This window comes from Frateuria defendens (genome assembly GCF_001182895.1).
GTDB classification, from domain to species: Bacteria; Pseudomonadota; Gammaproteobacteria; order Xanthomonadales; family Rhodanobacteraceae; genus Frateuria_B; species Frateuria_B defendens.
Map to the genome: position 1 here is coordinate 98,406 of NZ_LFQR01000007.1, position 15,433 is coordinate 113,838.

Annotated in this window: 19 protein-coding genes; 13 read left to right on the forward strand and 6 right to left on the reverse strand. The window is 65.2% G+C overall.

Annotated elements, in window-relative coordinates; genetic code table 11:
* The first annotated feature begins 8 nt into the window (after positions 1 to 8).
* Positions 9 to 650 carry a response regulator gene (locus tag ACH65_RS02470; protein ID WP_049620985.1) on the forward strand — a complete coding sequence of 214 codons (642 nt, stop codon included), beginning with the start codon at positions 9 to 11 and terminating at the stop codon, positions 648 to 650.
* 38 nt (positions 651 to 688) lie between these two features.
* Here ACH65_RS02470 and ACH65_RS02475 read toward each other — a convergent pair whose 3' ends face one another.
* Positions 689 to 877, reverse strand: coding sequence for a hypothetical protein (locus ACH65_RS02475; RefSeq protein ID WP_049620986.1), 189 nt, complete (start codon positions 875 to 877; stop codon positions 689 to 691).
* A gap of 315 nt (positions 878 to 1,192) precedes the next feature.
* On the opposite strand from ACH65_RS02475, the gene ACH65_RS02480 reads away from it, so the two are divergent.
* The 8 genes from ACH65_RS02480 to ACH65_RS18715 all read left to right on the forward strand — a co-directional run bounded on the left by ACH65_RS02480 (position 1,193) and on the right by ACH65_RS18715 (position 10,323).
* Positions 1,193 to 1,750 (forward strand): fimbrial protein, encoded by a 558-nt coding sequence (locus tag ACH65_RS02480; RefSeq protein ID WP_049620987.1) that lies wholly within the window; start codon positions 1,193 to 1,195, stop codon positions 1,748 to 1,750.
* Between the two features lie 68 nt (positions 1,751 to 1,818).
* Complete coding sequence (locus ACH65_RS02485; protein WP_049620988.1) at positions 1,819 to 2,538, forward strand: fimbrial biogenesis chaperone; 720 nt, start codon at positions 1,819 to 1,821, stop codon at positions 2,536 to 2,538.
* A gap of 272 nt (positions 2,539 to 2,810) precedes the next feature.
* Positions 2,811 to 5,402 (forward strand): fimbria/pilus outer membrane usher protein, encoded by a 2,592-nt coding sequence (locus ACH65_RS02490; protein WP_161805576.1) that lies wholly within the window; start codon positions 2,811 to 2,813, stop codon positions 5,400 to 5,402.
* A gap of 290 nt (positions 5,403 to 5,692) precedes the next feature.
* The gene (locus tag ACH65_RS02495; protein WP_153242437.1) at positions 5,693 to 6,205 is read left to right on the forward strand and encodes a Dps family protein; all 513 of its coding nucleotides are present in this window, start codon (positions 5,693 to 5,695) and stop codon (positions 6,203 to 6,205) included.
* 592 nt (positions 6,206 to 6,797) lie between these two features.
* The gene (locus tag ACH65_RS02500) at positions 6,798 to 7,112 is read left to right on the forward strand and encodes a YadA-like family protein (protein WP_049620991.1); all 315 of its coding nucleotides are present in this window, start codon (positions 6,798 to 6,800) and stop codon (positions 7,110 to 7,112) included.
* Positions 7,113 to 7,208: 96 nt separating this feature from the next.
* On the forward strand, positions 7,209 to 7,985 hold the full coding sequence (locus ACH65_RS02505; RefSeq protein ID WP_161805577.1) for an EAL domain-containing protein: 777 nt from the start codon (positions 7,209 to 7,211) through the stop codon (positions 7,983 to 7,985).
* A 172-nt stretch (positions 7,986 to 8,157) separates the two neighbouring features.
* Positions 8,158 to 9,234, forward strand: coding sequence for an N-acetylmuramoyl-L-alanine amidase (locus tag ACH65_RS02510; protein WP_202594123.1), 1,077 nt, complete (start codon positions 8,158 to 8,160; stop codon positions 9,232 to 9,234).
* A gap of 60 nt (positions 9,235 to 9,294) precedes the next feature.
* Complete coding sequence (locus ACH65_RS18715) at positions 9,295 to 10,323, forward strand: fimbrial protein (RefSeq protein ID WP_082190102.1); 1,029 nt, start codon at positions 9,295 to 9,297, stop codon at positions 10,321 to 10,323.
* A 217-nt stretch (positions 10,324 to 10,540) separates the two neighbouring features.
* On the opposite strand, the gene ACH65_RS02520 is transcribed toward ACH65_RS18715, so the two are convergent.
* The 4 genes from ACH65_RS02520 to ACH65_RS21125 all read right to left on the reverse strand — a co-directional run bounded on the left by ACH65_RS02520 (position 10,541) and on the right by ACH65_RS21125 (position 12,922).
* Entirely contained in the window at positions 10,541 to 10,969 is a 429-nt protein-coding gene (locus ACH65_RS02520; RefSeq protein WP_049620994.1) for a hypothetical protein, read from the reverse strand.
* A gap of 150 nt (positions 10,970 to 11,119) precedes the next feature.
* Complete coding sequence (locus ACH65_RS02525; RefSeq protein ID WP_153242438.1) at positions 11,120 to 11,365, reverse strand: hypothetical protein; 246 nt, start codon at positions 11,363 to 11,365, stop codon at positions 11,120 to 11,122.
* Positions 11,362 to 12,144, reverse strand: coding sequence for a rolling circle replication-associated protein (locus ACH65_RS02530; protein ID WP_049620996.1), 783 nt, complete (start codon positions 12,142 to 12,144; stop codon positions 11,362 to 11,364). The genes ACH65_RS02525 and ACH65_RS02530 overlap by 4 nt, the downstream gene beginning before the upstream one ends.
* Positions 12,134 to 12,922: a VC1465 family Xer recombination activation factor gene (locus ACH65_RS21125; protein ID WP_082190103.1), complete on the reverse strand. Its 789-nt coding sequence runs from the start codon at positions 12,920 to 12,922 to the stop codon at positions 12,134 to 12,136. The genes ACH65_RS02530 and ACH65_RS21125 overlap by 11 nt, the downstream gene beginning before the upstream one ends.
* A 94-nt stretch (positions 12,923 to 13,016) precedes the next feature.
* Between ACH65_RS21125 and ACH65_RS19550 the strand changes: the two genes are divergently transcribed.
* From ACH65_RS19550 to ACH65_RS21130, 3 genes are all read left to right on the forward strand, one after another.
* A complete protein-coding gene (locus ACH65_RS19550) occupies positions 13,017 to 13,319 on the forward strand; it encodes a hypothetical protein (RefSeq protein ID WP_153242439.1) in 303 nt (100 codons plus the stop codon).
* On the forward strand, positions 13,303 to 13,764 hold the full coding sequence (locus ACH65_RS19555) for a hypothetical protein (protein WP_153242440.1): 462 nt from the start codon (positions 13,303 to 13,305) through the stop codon (positions 13,762 to 13,764). Before ACH65_RS19550 ends, ACH65_RS19555 begins: the two co-directional genes overlap by 17 nt.
* A 362-nt stretch (positions 13,765 to 14,126) precedes the next feature.
* Positions 14,127 to 14,354 carry a transposase gene (locus ACH65_RS21130; protein WP_161805579.1) on the forward strand — a complete coding sequence of 76 codons (228 nt, stop codon included), beginning with the start codon at positions 14,127 to 14,129 and terminating at the stop codon, positions 14,352 to 14,354.
* A gap of 26 nt (positions 14,355 to 14,380) precedes the next feature.
* On the opposite strand, the gene ACH65_RS02535 is transcribed toward ACH65_RS21130, so the two are convergent.
* Positions 14,381 to 15,232: a DUF2306 domain-containing protein gene (locus tag ACH65_RS02535; RefSeq protein WP_049620997.1), complete on the reverse strand. Its 852-nt coding sequence runs from the start codon at positions 15,230 to 15,232 to the stop codon at positions 14,381 to 14,383.
* On the opposite strand from ACH65_RS02535, the gene ACH65_RS20700 reads away from it, so the two are divergent.
* Positions 15,233 to 15,433, forward strand: a 201-nt coding sequence (locus ACH65_RS20700; protein WP_237561418.1) for a hypothetical protein, incomplete at its 3' end; no start/stop codon positions are given.

A 15,433-nucleotide genomic window follows, 5' to 3' on the forward strand; every position in this document is an offset into this window, starting at 1 on the left:
GACAACGCATGACCTTACGTATCGTGATTGCCGACGATCACCCCATCGTCCTGCTGGGCTGCCGCATGATGATCGAACAGGGCGGTGCGGTGGTGGCGGGCGAAGCACGCAATCCTCAGGAACTGTTCCGGACTTTAGCCGAAACACCCTGTGATGCGCTGGTCACGGATTTCGCCATGCCCGGCGGCGGCCAGGCCGACGGCCTGGCCATGCTCGGCCTGATACGGCGCAGGTACCCGGAACTGCCCATCGTCGTGCTCACCAACATGAGCAACCCGGGCCTGTTGCGCACCATCCTGGGCGACGGCGTGCGCGGCATCGTGGAGAAAGGCGCGGAAATGGGCGAGCTCATGGCGGCCGTGCGAACCGCCATGAAGGGCAAGGCCTATCTCAGCAGCAAATTGCGCACCGCGCTGGAAGAGCAGGGCCTTACCGCCCAGCAAAGCGAGCATGCGCCCCAGCTCAGCCCGCGCGAGAAGGAGGTGCTGCGACTGCTGGCCAGCGGCATGACCCCCACCGAAGTGGGCCAGCTGCTTCATCGCACCGTGAAGGCCGTGAGTTTCGCCAAGGTGTCCGCCAAGCGGAAGCTGGGCCTCAAGAGCGATGCCGAGTTGTACGAGTACGCGCGCAGTCATCACTTGGCATCTTGAAGGTGGTCGCCGGGGGGCGGCCCGTTCCTCGGTGGCGGTCAGGCGGCAACGTGCTTGTCTTGGCGCATGGCACGGACCAACTGCTGGTGCAGGTCGCGGGCTTCGCAAACCATACCGATCGCCAGGTCGTCGCATTGCAGCACGCGGGCGACGCGGGCGGCCTTCATGCAACGGTCGCGCTGCTGGCGGAAATCGGCGATACGGACTTCGTGGCGGGTGGTGTACATCGTGTTTCTCCGAGTGGTGGCGGTGAGCGAAGCGTAGGCTCCGGAGGCCGCGGCACGTAGCGGGAAAATTCCAGCGTGCAGGTCCATACGAGCACCATCACAAAACGGCCGGAGCCTGCGCTCCGGCCGTTTTGTTTTTTGCGCGGCCGCGCACCTGGAATTTTCCAGAAGTCGCATGCCCGGGGGCCTCTTGGAAATTTCCAGTACCGCGCGGCAGGGGGACTCCCGATGCTGTCCACCGCTCCGATACCGCCGGCACGGAGCGCCCCCATCAGATGTCAGTCCGGCTATGTATTTCGAAACGGGAATTTCGTCATGAAGCACTTTGTGCAAGCTGCCCTGGTCGGTGCGGTTGCGCTGGCGCTGGTTCCGGTGGCCCAGGCCTCCGACGGCACCATCACGATCACGGGCAATGTGGTGGGCACCACCTGCACCATTACCGGCAACGACCTCGGCGGCAACGTCAAAGTGGCGCTGTCTCCGGTCAGTGCCACCCAGCTCAAGAGCGCCGGCGTCACCGCTGGCGATACGCCCTTCACGGTCACCCTCACCAACTGCAAGGCGGGCAGCGGCAGCTCCGCCGATACCGCCAAGGGCGCCGTGAAGATGTATTTCGAGGCAGGCCCCAACGTCGACATGGCTACCGGCCGACTGAACGTCACCGGCACCAACCACGCCAGTAACGTGCAGCTGCAGCTCCTGAATGCCGACGGCACGGTGGTCAAGATCGGCGACGCCAGCACGATCAACAGCGTGCAGCTCAATAGCGAAGGCGGGGCCAGCCTGACCCATGTCGTGCGCTATTACGCCACGGGGGCGGTATCGGCGGGTGCGGCCGACTCGTCGCTGACCTACAGCGTGGTGTACCAGTAAACGGGCGCTTGCCGGCAGAAAGGGGGCGTGCCGTGCGGACGCCTCCTTGTCGGTCGGCGGACACGACCATGAAGAAGATTATCCGCTTTCTGTGCTTCGGAGCCCTGGCGCTGGCGGCCACCAGCCATGCCTCCGTGGTGATCGATGGCACGCGCGTGATCTATCCCGCTCAGCAGAAGGAAGTCGACGTACGGCTGCACAACACCGCGAAGGAGCCGGTGGTGGTCCAGGCCTGGCTGGACGACGGCAACCCCCGGAAACCGCCGGACGCGATCCACGTGCCGTTCGTGCTGATGCCGCCGATGGCGCGGCTCGACGGCGGGCGCAGCCAGGTGCTGCGCCTGGTGTACACCGGCGAGCCGCTGCCCGGCGACAAGGAGTCGGTGTTCTGGCTCAACGTGCTGGAGATCCCCCCCAAGTCCAAGCCCGCGCCGGGCACCAACACGCTGCAGTTCGCCTTTCGCACGCGCATCAAGCTGTTCTTCCGGCCGGACGAGCTGCCGGGCACGCCCGCCGAGGCCATGGAGCACTTGAGCTGGCAATGGCTGCCCGATGGCGGGCATTACGTGCTCGAAGCCAGGAACGCCAGCGTGTACCACGTCTCCCTGGGCGGGGTGGAGCTGCTGCTGGGGGACAAGGTGATGAACGTCGGCGACGGCATGCTGGCGCCGGGCGGCAGCCTGCGCTTCACGCTGCAGGAGCTGCACCGGCCGCCGCCGCAATCGAGCGTCCACTACGTCGCCATCGACGACTACGGCGCGCATCGCGAGTTCGACAAGACCTTGTAGGCGGTGCGCCGCGCGCCCACGGCAGGGATGCCTTTCTCAACTTCCAGCTTCGCCAATGAGGGCCGACATGTTCGCGGCGACATCCGGCCTCCCAGGGGGCGGGCGGGACGGACTCAACCCCAAAAAACTTTAGGCGGTGCGCCGCGCGCCCACGGCAGGGATGCCTTTCTCAACTTCCAGCTTCGCCAATGAGGGCCGACATGTTCGCGGCGACATCCGGCCTCCCAGGGGGCGGGCGGGACGGACTCAACCCCAAAAAACTTCATGTCTGGATGATGTGCGCGCTGGCCGGCGTGTCGCCGCTGTCCGGTCACGCCTCGGACCATTCGGAGACTTCGACCGACCCGGACGCGCAGGACGGGCAGGCCGGGGTCGAGTTCGATCCCGTCTTCCTGCCCGGCGGCGCGGGCTCGGCCGACCTGGCGCGCTTCAATGCCGGCAGCCGCGTGACGCCGGGTACCTACGAGGCAGGCATCTACGTCAACGGGCTGCTGTCCGGCCATGAAACGCTGCGCTTCGATCTGCCGCCGCACGGCGGCGACGCGGTGCCTTGCCTCGGCGGCGAGCTGCTGTCGCGGCTCGGCATCGCCCTGCCGGACAAGACGCCGGACGAAAAGGCGTGCGTGGATCTGTCCGCGCGAGTGCGCGCGGCCACGGTACGTTTCGATCCGGGCGAACAGCGCCTGGACATCGGCGTGCCGCAGGCGTTCATGCGCCGGCATGCGCGGGGCTACGTGGACCCCGCGCGCTGGGATCGGGGCATCACCGCCGGCGTGCTGAGCTACAACCTCAACCTCTCGCGACAACGGAGCCGCGGCCGCGACAGCACGCAGGGCTATCTCGGGCTCACCGGCGGCGTCAACCTGGGCGGCTGGCAGTTCCGCCACCAGTCCTCGCTGCAATGGCGGGAGGGCGGCCGCGGCGGCGTGGCGTGGCAGAACCTGCGCAACTACGCCCAGCACGACCTGACCGCGCTGCGCGCGCAGCTGCTGCTGGGCGACTTCACCACTACCGGCGAGCTGTTCGACTCGGTGGCGCTGCGCGGCGTGCAGGTCGCCAGCGACAGCCGCATGCTGCCCGATTCGCAGCAGGGCTACGCCCCGGTGGTGCAGGGCATCGCCGCCTCCAACGCCACGGTGATGATCCGGCAGAACGGCTACGCGATCTACGAAACCACCGTGGCCGCGGGGCCGTTCCGCATCGATGACCTCTACCCCTCCGGCTACGGCGGCGACCTGGAAGTCACCGTGCGCGAAGCGAACGGCCGCGAGCAGAAATTCACCGTGCCCTATGCCGCGGTGACCCGCATGCTGCGCCCCGGCATCACGCGCTACGGCGTCGCCGCCGGCCAGTTCCGCAGCGCGCACGGCAGGCACGGGCATCCGCCGGTGGTGCAGGCCACCTGGCAGCGCGGCCTGTCCAACCGCGTCACCGCGTACGGCGGCATCTCGCTGTCCAACGGCTATCGGGCCGTGCAGCTCGGCTCCGCCCTCAACACCCGGCTGGGCGCGTTCGGCCTGGACGCGACGCACGCGCGCACCTGGCTGCCGGCGCGTTCGGCCAACGACGCCGGCGCGCCGTCTTCCGCGGCCCGGCCGAGCCGTCGCACCATGCAGGGCCAGAGCCTGCGCCTGACCTACAGCAAGGCCATCACCGCCACCGGCACCCATGTCTCGGTGGCCGCCTACCGGTATTCCACCGACGGCCATCTGGGCCTGGCCGATGCGATATGGGCCCGGGCGCACGGCTACGCGGACCCATGGCGCCAGCGCAGCGCCGCCCAGCTCACCGTGAGCCAGCCGGTGGGGCCCGGCGCGCTGTACCTCACCGCCTCGGCCCAGAACTACTGGGGCCGCCACGGCGTGGACAGCCAGTACCAGTTCGGCTACACCGGCGCGACCCGCTGGTTCAACTATGCCATCTCCGCCTCGCGCTCGCGCGACGGCTACGGGCGCATGGACAGCCGCGCCTTCGTCTCGCTGTCCATTCCCCTCGGCAACGGCACGCTCAATGTCGGCAGCGGCATCGGGCGCCGCGGCGGCGATGCCCAGCTCGCCTACAACCGCCCCGTGGGCGATGCGTTCGCCTACGGCGTGTCGTTGACGCGCGACGCCGCCGGCTCCACCGCGTGGAATACCAGCGGCACCTACCGCAGCCCGTTCGCCGTCATGAACGGCTCGGCGTCGGCCGGCGGCGGCTATCGCCAGTTCGCCTTCGGCGCGAGCGGCGCGCTGGTCGCGCATGCCGGCGGGCTCACCTTCGGGCAAGGGCTGGGCGACACCATCGTCCTGGTGAAGGCGCTCGACGCGGCCGGCGCCAGCGTCGCCACATCGCCCGGCGTGAAGGTGGACGGCCGCGGCTACGCCATCGTGCCGTACGTGGCGCCCTATCGCCGCAACGACATCGAGCTCAATCCACAGGGCCTCTCGACCGACGTGGATCTGCTCGAAGCCAGCCGCGAAGTCGTGCCGCGCAACGGCGCCGTGGTGGTGGCCGCCTTCACCACCCGCAAGGGGCGCGTGGCGGTGATCGACCTCAAGCCGGCGGCAGGCGTCACGATCCCTTTCGGCTCGGACATCCTCAACAGCCAGGGGCAGCCGGTGGGCGTGGTGTCCCAGGGCGGGCGCGCCCTCGTGCGCGGCATCGCCGACGAAGGACGCCTGACCGTGCTGCTCGAGGGAGGACGGACCTGCAGCTTCCACTATCGCCTGCCGCCGCAGGCCAAGACGAAGCGGGCAGGGGCTCGCGACTACGCCTACCTGCAAGTCGCGTGCGACGCCGGGACCCGCCATGGCGAGGCATCCGTCACGCAGGCGGCGGCCTTGCCGCCGGCCAGCGCCGTTGCGGCGGAGAAGGCGCAATGAACAGGCCCGCCTTGGCCTTCGTGGCATCCCGTGTCCGGCGCATTCCGACAACACACAAGCCGCGCGCCGCATCCCTCCACCAGCGCCTGCGATTCGCCGCAAGGAACCGGCATGTCGCGTCCCGGCAAAAAAACCGATCCGGTGCCGCCTGCCGGGCATGCCGGGCGAACGCCTGTTCACTGCGCGACCTCACGGTGACGCCTGGCACCTGGCCATGCGCCGCTACATCGTCTTCCACGACGCCAACCCGCTAGACCCTTGTCCGCCATCCTCTTTCAAACGGAGCCATCATGAACAAACAAAGCCTAACGACGCAGCGCAAGGCGCCGCTGCACACGCGCAGCAATTTCTCCGACGAGACGGTCGTGACCCTGAGTTGCGAACTCAACGCCTTGCTGGCGGACATCTTCGCGCTCTACCTGAAGACCAAGAACTTCCACTGGCATATGTCCGGCCCGCACTTCCGCGACTTCCACCTGCTGCTGGACGAGCAGGGGGCGGAGATCATCGGCATGGTCGATGCGATCGCCGAGCGCGTGCGCAAGCTGGGCGGCACCACCCTGCGCTCGGTGGGCCACGCCTCGCTGCTGCAGCGCCTCTCGGACAACGACGCCGATTTCGTCACGCCCTCGGACATGCTGGCCGAACTGCGCGAGGACAACCTGCGCCTCGCGGCCTACATGCAGGAGACGCACGCCCTGTGCGACGAGAGCGGCGACGTGGCGAGCGCGAGCCTGCTGGAGCACTGGATCGACCGGGCCGAGCGGCGCATCTGGTTCCTGTTCGAGGCGACCCGGCGCTAGGGAGGAGGGAGGCGGTACACGGGGCAAGGTTCCCACCAGCCTTGCCCGCCCCGTCCGGCCGGTTCCTATGGACACCCGCAGCACACTGCTGCGGGGCTGCGCAGCGAAGATGAAGGAGGAATCCCATGGGTTCAGAACACAATGGAAAGGATCTCGGAAAGAACGCCATCCACCGCATCGAAAGGCGAGGGCCATCGCGGTGGATGGCCGCCATGGGCATGGCGCTGGCCTTGCCGATGGGTGCGAGCGCGCAATCGTTTCGGCAAGGCGAAGCCGAAGGCGCCGCAAGGTACGACAGCGCCGCGCGCGAGACGGTGCGCCCTGGTGCCCCCTCCGCGTCCGGGTCCGCGATCTCGAGCCGCATAGCCAATGGCGCCGCCGCCACCGATGCGGCGAACGTGAGCCAGCTCACGGTGCTGCATGACCACCTGCAAGACCAGATCGCCGGCATCGGCTCCCTGGCGGCGGCGTCCGGCACGGCCATCGGCCAGGGCGCAGCGGTGACGGGTGCGGCAAGCAACGCCGTGCGCTCGGGCAGGGCACGGTGGCCGACCGTGCCGACGCGGCCAACGTCGCCCAAATGCGAGGCGGCATGGAGCAGGCGTTGGGGCAGGCCAATCGCTACACCGACCAGCGCACCGAGCAGCTGTGGACCCGCGTCGACCAGTTCCGCCGCGAAGCCAACCAGGGCATCGCATCGGCCGCCGCCCTGGCCGGCAACATGCCCTCCGTGCCGGGCAAGGTGGCGGTGAGCGCCGGCGTGGCGACCTATCGCGGCCAGGGCGCGGTGGCCGTGAGCGTGTCGCGCTGGTCCGGGGACGGCCGGATCAATCTCAACGCGGGCGTGTCTTCCAGCGGCAGCGCGCCGGTGATCCGTTTCGGCGTCGGCCTGATCCTGGGCGACTGAACCTGGCGTCAACGGGCCCGAAGACGAGATATTTCTCGTTGGAGCCCCCGCACAGGGCCAGGACAATGAGCGCCTACTGATCGAGCAGGAATGGTCATGTACATGGGTCGTAACCAGGCGTTGAGCGACGTAATGAACGCCGGCGTGCTTGAAGCGCATTTCCAGCCCAAGTTCACCTGGTCGGGACACATCGTCGGAGCGGAGGCCTTGGCTCGCTGGAAGCATCCGAGCCAAGGCATGCTGGCGCCCAGGGATTTTCTGCCCCGCTGCGAGCAGGCCGGCGCAAGCTGCGAACTCGCCTGCCAGATGGCCTGGCAGGCGATGAAGTTCGCCGCCGAATGGAGGGCACTGACCGGCTGCGAGCGCTCCGTCGCCATCAATGTCCATCCGGGCACCCTCCTGGAACCGGTTTTTACGTACAACCTGGAGGCGGCCGTGGACACCTACGCGCTCCGCCCTCGCGACGTCATCGTCGAGATCATCGAGGAAGCCTTCGAGGATGTTACCCATCAATTCGACAGGGCGTTGTGCGGCCTGAAAAGGCAGGGGTTTCGGCTGTCGATCGACGATTTCGGCACGGGCGCCGCCGGTCTACGGCGTCTTGCCTCGATGCCCGCCGATGAAGTCAAGCTGGCGGGCTGCCTGGTCAACGGCGTCAGCCGGGTCGAACGCAAAGCCACCATCCTGGAAAGCGTTGTCATGCTGGCCGAGCGGTTGAAAATCACCGTCGTGCTCGAAGGCGTGGAACACGTCGACGATCTTCAATGGCTCGGGCGATACCAGTTGCCGCATATCCAATTGCAGGGCTTCAGCCTGGGAAGGCCCATGTCTTCGGAATGCCTGAAGCAATGGAGCATCGCAAGCGCGCTGTAACGGGCCAGGCCGTCCAGATGAGTTCTGGGCGTGGATGAAAATCGAGAATTTTCCAGTTCTCTCATTCAGGGGCAATCCCTAGGCTTGGGTCGCCAGGTCCAGGCGTTTCCGGTTTTATCCGTCATGGCCCAGCCATTCCCCGATCCATAACGGCGGCACCGGTTGCGATGCCATGGATTGCCGGCAGGCAAATGCAGTCCATGGCTGGAATTACCGGCGCGAATCCGCCGCCGAAGCTGTCGATGCCCCCCTCGATCGCGAGCCGATGGGTCAGTTTGGTGCCAGCCACGCCTGGCAAAGGATGCCCAAAATGGTAGTGACTGATGGATTCAAGAAACGCCTGTTCCGCCGGCCACGCATCGCATTAATCGCAACAGTCTTGCCCCTTGCGGCCACTGCCGCCGTCGCCGCAGAAGGGCAGGTGAAGCCTTTCCCGTCCTACTGCATTGACAGCAGCATACAATCCCAGAACCAGGACTCGCGCGTACGCACCCTGGTGTTCCACTACACGGCCGAGGACCTGCCGTCCTCGCTCGTTCACCTGACCGAGGCGAAGTATCAAACCAGCGCCCACTACCTGATACCCCAGCAGCCGGCCGCAGGGCACGTGTACAGCCTGGTGCCGGAGCGTGAGCGCGCGTGGCATGCCGGGGTCAGCCAGTGGCAGGGCGTGAACAATCTCAACTTCAGCTCCGTCGGTATCGAGATCGTCAATCTGGGATTTCCTCCCGAGGACGAGAACGTGCCGCTCATGGAGCGACATTGGTATCCGTACGACGAGCAACAGATCGCCGTGATGGGGCGCCTGGCGAGGTCCATCATCGACCGCTACCAGATCAAGCCGCATCGCGTGATCGGGCACTCGGACATCAGTTTCGGCAGGAAAACCGACCCCGGCCCGCTGTTCCCCTGGGAGTATCTCTACAGCCGCTACGGTATCGGCGCGTGGCCCGACGCGGACGCGGTCGCGTATTTCAAGCGGACGCAACCCTATGACAACAACGTCGCGGACTTGCAGGGCAAGCTCAATCGCTACGGCTATGGCGTCCCCTTGAGCGGCGCCCTCGACAAGGCGACCGAGGAGGCCGTGGCCGCCTTCCAGATGCACTTTCGCGCCACCCGCTACGACGGCGTGCCCGACGTAGAAACCGTCGCGATCCTGGATGCGCTGTTGCAGAAATACTTTACTCGCGAGCTTCCCGAAACCCCGCCCACCTCGTTGTCGGTCATGCAATCCAATTGTCCCTGATCGCGCGAGTGCGAGTCGCAGCCATGCCAGCGGACGCGCGTCGGAAGAAAGAAAACAGCGATGGAGTCCAAAAACCGCATGCTCAAAGCGTTGCGTACCATGTTCATCGCCGCAGTTTCGTGGAGCAGCGTGAACGCGATGGCGGCCACCCTCTCCATAAGAGATGGCTCCATCCAGTTCAAGTCAAGCATTGCCGTGCCCGCCAATGTCCAGATCTACCAGGAAATAGGTGTATCCACGACTTCCATCTCTTACTTCAACTTCAGGCGCCCTGATTGGTTGCTCGGAGGCTGCAAGATAAATCAGGTAACATCCGTGATGGGTGGCGTTCCCGTACCCAATATGGCAGGCACCTATAAAACCGGCGTCCCAGGTGTCGCGGTGCAGATTTTTTCGGATTATTCGGTAGGGCAAGGAAGCGGCTGGAATCCCCGCCTGGCCCCGCACTTGTCTTCTTTCGACTCCCCTGATTTCACCTACCCGCCGCCTACCTGGCATGCCTATGCCAAGTTGATTTACATAGGCGGCGCTACCGGCAGCGGGCCTGTCGGCGCACTGCCACGGCTGAGTGTCCGTTTCAGCTCACCTTACGTATGGTTTCACCGGTGTCATTTCTCTCCGGTCAGCATCACTATTTCGGCTTTGTCCTCGCCAAGTGTGGTTTTTTCCGCCTGTACCGTTACCACCAGATCGCCGTCGGTGGCATTGCCGAACATTAGTGCGAGCGATCTGCCCGGAGTCGGCTCGACCCGAGGCGATACCCGTTTCAGAATCGGCTTGCAATGCAAATCGGGATCGAAGGTGTATGTCACCCTGACCGACGCCAACAATCCAGGCAACAGGTCGGACGCGCTGACGCTCTCATCGGACTCCACCGCCGGGGGCGTAGGGCTGCGCCTGCTGCGCGACGACGGATCGGCAGTCAAGTACGGCCCGGAATCGTCCGCCGCGGGCACCGAGAACCAGTGGCTGGTAGGGGCGTCGTCGGAGGTGACGGACATCAGCCTGACGGCGCAGTACACGAGGACCGGGATGGTCAAGGCTGGCACCGTGAAAGGCCATGCGTTATTCACCATGAGTTATCAATGAAGACCGGCACGGTACGCGACAGCGGCCGGCGTCCCAACAATACTGGACTGTGCGCGGCGAGCAGCTGTACCGCAGCTCGCGGAAGCCCTCGGGGCTGATGTGCCAGAGACGGCGGCGTGGACGGCGAAGGCCAGCGCGAGCAGTGCGAACGCGAGGACTTCCAGGCTCCCCAGCCCCGGCCCTTGACTTCGCATAATGTATAGGCTCTTCCGTTGCGTCACGCATAATCGCCGACCTCCGTTTCTGCATTATGCGTGTGATTATCAGCGGGTGGCAAATGGTTCATTTCGAGGCCTGAAAATTCGGCATTGATCGCCGCAACTTCGGCCTCATGCTTGGCGAGTAATGGGGAGATTTTCTCCGGTTCGATATCGCAGGCGATCTTGAGCAGGTGCCACTGCACGCTCACCGGGTAGAACTCGCCGAGGCGGTCCAAGGCCAGCAGCGCCAAGCGCGCCTGCAGCTCGCCGTTGAAGGCTTCGGCGAAGTCCGTCGCGCTGGCCCACGGTGCGCCGTCCTCGGTGTACCAAGGTTCCCCAGGTGGCGGAGTGATGTGGCGAGTAGCGGAGTAGTAGGCCTGCAGGGCGATGCGGCAGGCGTCCTCGGCGGAGAAGAAACGGCATTGCGCCGCGTAATCCGGATTCATGCGAACATTCCTTTGGGGCGCGAGCCCCTGTTGTGGTTGAGGCCCCCGTTCATGCTTGCCGGCTGGCGGGGGCCTCGCTTTGTGTGCGCCGTGCTGCCTTCGGCGGCGGCTGACGCCTGATCCGCCGAAGAAGGCCAGCACGGCGCGCCCTCAATCGTCCTCGAACAGCTGCAAGCGGTCGCGCATAAGCCCTTCCAGTTCCATCACGACCTCGGCGCACCAGCGCGATTGCAACCCCTTGCAGGGCTTACCGTCGCGCACCTTGCTCCACGCATAGGCGTAGGCCTCGACCGCCAGAGAAGCCACCTCGGCCTCACTCACCCCCACGGCAGCGGCGGCCGCAGGATCGGCGCTTCCGCCCACCATCCAGTCATCGTGTTCAAGTTGTGCGCTCATGCCAGGTACTCCGGTTTCTTCGAGAGAGTAAGCACGCCGTGCCGGAACTCGACGCACCATGGGGTAGGGACGTACTCACCAGTCCGCAGATCGACCAAGCCGCCCGAGCACCGCAACACTGCCGGCGCCGTGATCGCGTCACATGCATCGTCGTCGGGGTCGTAGTCGCCAGATTCGATCAGCGCATTTCGCATGGCACTGGCAGCAAGGAAGCGTGAGACGAAGGCCTGATCACGCGCCCAGCCCGGCAGCAACGTCTCGCGCAGTGCGATGCGGGCGGAGTCGTCGTGACCGCCGTTGCCGTGCAGGCGCACGCCCTTCGGCAGGCGCTTGAGGTCTTCCGGCCGGGTCTTGGTGGCGTACTTGACCATGTAGCCGATGGGGTTGCGGGCCGTCTCGATCTTGCTCGAACCGTGCGGCCACCAGCCGCACACGTCAGGCCTGGGCAGCCGCAACCGGCGCGGCACCCAGACGACAACGTGGTAATGCAGCGCGCCGCGCTTTTGCAGTTCCGCGACCCAGACGAAGCGGCAGGCCGCGCCACGGCGCTGGAACCACTGGCGCATGAGGCGGATGAAGCGCGAGACGTGGCAGCGCTCCCACTCGCCCCGATGGCGATAGGTGAGGGTAATGAAGGTCTTGCGGTAGGCCGAGCGGCCAAGCCCCTGCGAGTCGTAATCCGCGCGCATCTCATGAAGCTTGGCCGCCTGGGTGATCGTCCGGCGCAGCCGGCGGCAACGCATCTGGCGCGGCTCGAGAACGATGGCCTCAGCGTCCATGCATCCTCCCGAAGCCTTGTGCGAAGCGGCTTCGGGCGAAGCGCGTTCCACTTGTTGAAGAGATGACAAGCCCCGCCGAGCTTGCCGGCAAAGCGCTACGCGCTTCACCGGCAACCCCGGCCATCGCATGGACAGGAGAGTGGGGGAAGCATGACTGCGGTTCCCCCGGGAAAGTGCCTTGCACTTCCCCGGGGGAATCCTCGTTGAGGTGGCGAGAAAAAGCGGTTGGCGTGGATGCGGCTTCGATGGGAGTAGGGGCCGCGCGTCCTGCGGACGGCGCGGCCTCCCCGGCTTCGGGTTGAAGCGTGACGGCCTCCCGGCCTCGCGGGGGCGGTGCCCCCACACCCCCAATATCGCCCCGGTCGTAGGCCTCGCGCCAGAGACGGGCCAGCTGAACGATGCTCCACCATCGGCGCATGTCCTCGGCACGGAACTCCCGGCCTTCGGGCGAACACAGGCCGGAGTGCCCGAGCGTCCAGCCAGACCAAGCGTCGTTGAGTGCGCCGAGGTCGCCCAGACGGCGAAGGCGGAGCAGGCGCACCGCGGACCACGGTACGCGACAGCGGCCGGCGTCCCAATACTGGACCGTGCGCAGCGACACGCCGAGGAACTCGGCGCATCGGCGGCGGCTCAGAAAGCAGCTGTGCCGCAGCTCGCGGAAGCCCTCGGGGCTGATGTGCCAGAGACGGCGGCGTGGACGGCGAAGGCCAGCGCGAGCAGTGCGAACGCGAGGACTTCCAGGCTCCCCAGCCCCGGCCCTTGACTTCGCATAATGTATATTATGTCAAATATCGTCGCCGCCATGGCACGCTGGCTGCATGGCTTCGCGCTTTGCTGCACGGACCGCGCGCATGCCTCGCCCTCACCACCGCTTGAACTGGCTCTACGACGAACGCACACAGACGTTCTCAACCCCGGCCGGCACTGTCTCGCTTCGCGAACTCGCGCAGTGCCGCGTCGCCCTCAACAACGGACACCTCGACCTAACCGGACCCTGGGCCGGCTGGCGCCTGCGCGCCGACGTGATGCCGCAGTTCCTAAGGTGGCTTGACGAGTGCGCGCGACGCGACGCCGCCGCCTGCGGGCTGAACCACCGGCCGCCGCGCCGGCTGTTCGTCGTCACTACCGAAGCGGCCGATCCGCAAGCACGCCGGCGCAATGAACCGGGCGACTGATCGTGCCGACCTGCGCATAGCTATTTCCGTCAGCCTGAATCACGACGCCACCAACACAACGCTGATCCGATGCAAGAACACGGTGGCGATATTCGTCCTGCCGCCGCCTAACTTCGTCATCTTTGATCGAATCAGCGACGCCCTGACCAATCGCCCCAACATAAGCGCTCGCCGACTTTACAGCCCTCGATTCAACAAACGAACGAGTAGCCGCACGCACGCGATCCGGGCCGCGATCATCAGCATCACCACACGCAACGAGCAACGCAGCAGCCGACACACACACCAGGCGCACCAGCTCGGCAGTAAACCTCGACGAAGTGTCCATACTTTCCCCTATATCCGTGACGGGGAATTGTGCACCTTCGGTGCGGGTCAATGCCAACTGACAGCCCAGCTGTCAGTCGGCATCGACCGGGACTTTGCACAACGATTTTTTGCATGACGTGACGAAAAGCAGCGCGTGATGACCGCCCCCGCCTGCCGACCCGCCCGAACAAGTCCTGCGGACTTGCCCGTTCGGCTCGCCCCGACTGCCCCGCCTTGACAGGCTGAAAAGCGGGTTTTGCGGGAATGGGTGGAGGATCACCCTGGACGAGGCAACGCAGCCCCCAGGAGGGGGCTGGATGACCGCCCCGCTTCCTCGACAGCAAAAGAGCGTGTCCGTCTGGCGGATGCGGGAACGTGGAGTGCACGGGCCGCCGACGGCGGCATGTTGATTCCCGTGACGTGACGAAAGATCGCGCATAGTGGCCGCCCCCGCCTGCCGACCCGCCCGAACAAGTCCTGCGGACTTGCCCGTTCGGCTTGCCCCGACTGCCCCGCCTTCCGCCCTACAGCCCGGAACTCAATCCGGCCGAACATCTCTGGAAGGCGATTCGTGGGGACTGCTTTGCCAACGCGGTCTTCAGGGATCTCGATGCCGTTGAGCAGACCCTCGTCGAGGGCCTGCAAACCCTCGAAACCGATCCATCCCGAACCCAGGCTTTGACCGGGTTCACATGGATTACTTCTATATCTTTGAACGCAAATTAGTATAAATCAATGCATTAATAGCCTTGTCAAGGCACGCCCAGTTGTAACACCCGTGGAAATTCATTCATGGACAACGCGAAGATTCCGACGCACATGTAGACGGCGGAAGCCAGCAGAACGGCAGCCATGGCGACTTTTCTCACCTTGGTCGTATCCCTTGCACGCAGGCACCCTTCCAGCAATAGCAATGGAAGCAGGTAAGAGCCGAAGTCAATCACGAAATTCATGGGGCCATCCAGGTTGTCGGTGACCCAGAGACCGCCGGTGAATAAATACCAGGCAAACAGATCAAGACGCAGGAACCACACGGCGTTGGCTACCATGAACAAGCGCAATGCCCAACGCCGGTGGCTTTGGATCTCGCCTCTGCGGGCACGACTCCATGCTATGGCGGCAAAAGCGATGGTCAGTACCGTATCGAAGCTTAGCGCCGCCAGGCCCAATTTGCTGTTGCCGCTTATTCCCACCCCCCGCACCCAGGTCATCCAGAGGCCGGTGATACCGCACCCCAGTGCGGTCACCATGAAAGCGCGCCCATTCCACCGGTGAAAACCAATGGCGTGACGCCGGAGCCACGGAAGCAGCTGCAGTGCACCACCGAACGAAATAACAGCAGCCAGCATGACGTGAGCGCCAAAATATGCATTCCAGGCGTGGTCACCCGCCACATATCCTTTGAAGAGGTCGTGATTCCGGTTCCATAACTCGATCCTCCCCGTCACGATGGTGCGGCCGTAAAAACCGGCGATGTAGTAAAGAAACGCCCACTGTCCGATCAATGTGACCGCCCACCACGACGCAATGGAGAACGACAGGAAGCGTTCTGCCTTGTGTGGACGTGCGGGCGACTTGATGGCGGTTGCGATGGTGGCGGACATATGAACTTTCCTTTGTTTGCCTGTTCTGTTGCGGCGCTGGCGAATATGATGGCCGCCTCAAACTCCGCGTGCAACACCATGCCATATCTAATCTTGCCCCCGTTCCACGGACACCCGGATAAGCGATTCACTATCGCCATCTGGAGTGAGCAAGATGACCAAACAGGCAGAGAGCAAGGTAAAGCGGCAGCGCTTCAGCGA